This window comes from Endozoicomonas ascidiicola, from assembly GCF_001646945.1.
In the GTDB taxonomy this organism is placed as follows: Bacteria; Pseudomonadota; Gammaproteobacteria; order Pseudomonadales; family Endozoicomonadaceae; genus Endozoicomonas; species Endozoicomonas ascidiicola.
On record NZ_LUTV01000001.1, the window covers coordinates 740,310 to 741,759 of the forward strand.

Below are 1,450 nucleotides of genomic sequence, written 5' to 3' on the forward strand. Positions count from 1 at the left end.
TTAGCCGACAGACTCCATACCAAGACGTCTCTTGACGAGGAGGAAGAGGTGCTCAGAAAACCGGTTAAGCCAAAACCAAAATAAAACCGATGGTTTCAAGTGAGTTTTGGTTTAAGCAGTTGACTAAATGAAATCGTATTTTCTGACCAAGTGGACATCCACTCTGCCAGAAATATTCGATTCCATTTGCACAACTACTTATACCTGGGAACTTTTAAAAGACTTCTGTTGTCTATACTGCATCAATGACTTTTCTCCGGGTTGAATTTTGAACGCAGTTTATTTTAAAAAAACACTTATTCTATTTGTCATTTTGGTAGCAGGCTTCTTAGCACTCAGAGAGCTGGACGTTGAAGATCACCTATTCGACTGGTATCTGGAGCAAACCACCTCAGAAACCACCCGTGAAGAATCTATCTGGTTACCGGATTATCACGTTGTGATTGACGCCATGGTGTTGGAAGGGATTGAAGACGATGCCTCAGGCATCACCTGGAGCCCTCTGACCCACTCACTGTTTATTGTACTGAATGGCATTAATCAGGTTGTAGAACTCTCCAACAATGGTGATGTACTTCGTCGCATACCCATGAAAGGCTTTCGGGATGTAGAAGCCATCACCTGGGTTGGCGGCAACCATTTTGTTGTCGCCGATGAGCGAGAGCAAAGTCTGATTCAATTAACCATCACACCCAACACGGAATCTCTCAAAAAAGACGATTTCCCAAGCGTGACCCTTGGGGTTGATGCAGGTGATAACAAAGGCTTTGAAGGCGTTGCGTGGGACCTGGAAAACGACAGCATTTTTGTTGTCCGAGAACGCGACCCAATGCGTCTCTATAAAGTTGCAGGACTGACCAACCCTTCACAACCACCGGTCATCAGTATAGAAAAGTCAGACGCTCTCAGTGAAGCCGCCAAAGCTTATAACAATGACCTTTCTGGCTTACACTATGATCAGAAATCCGGTCACTTGCTGGTATTAAGCCACGAGTCCCACTTGTTGACCGAAGTTAACAGCAATGGTGAACAGCTGAGTTTTCTGGAACTCGATACTGGTTGGCACGGCCTCAAAGCGTTCATACCTCAAGCCGAAGGCGTCACTATGGATGATGATGGGAACATCTACATCCTCAGCGAACCTAACCTTTTTTATAAGTTCTCAAAAACATCAGACCACTGATCATCCACTGGCTACTCTCCCTGTCTTGTCAGAAAAAACATACCTGGCAAGACAGATATTGACCAATAATCTCGCAGCAACAAAAGCGCCCTCTTGGCTATCACTTCACATTATTAAGGGTATACATCTTACAAAATGCGAGCACCTTCAAATAACTAAAGACTCTAGGAGCCTGTCGGACTTAGAACAACTTTTGAGTATAATACCCGCAAGATCGTAAAAGACAGCCAGCCAATGAACAAATGGACTTTCAGACCCATTGACCGA

General features: G+C 44.5%; 1 protein-coding gene. It reads left to right on the forward strand.

The window, feature by feature from the left end:
* Positions 1–268 precede the first annotated feature (268 nt).
* Positions 269–1,183, forward strand: coding sequence for an SdiA-regulated domain-containing protein (locus tag AKL11_RS02985; RefSeq protein WP_067515114.1), 915 nt, complete (start codon positions 269–271; stop codon positions 1,181–1,183).
* Positions 1,184–1,450: the final 267 nt, after the last annotated feature.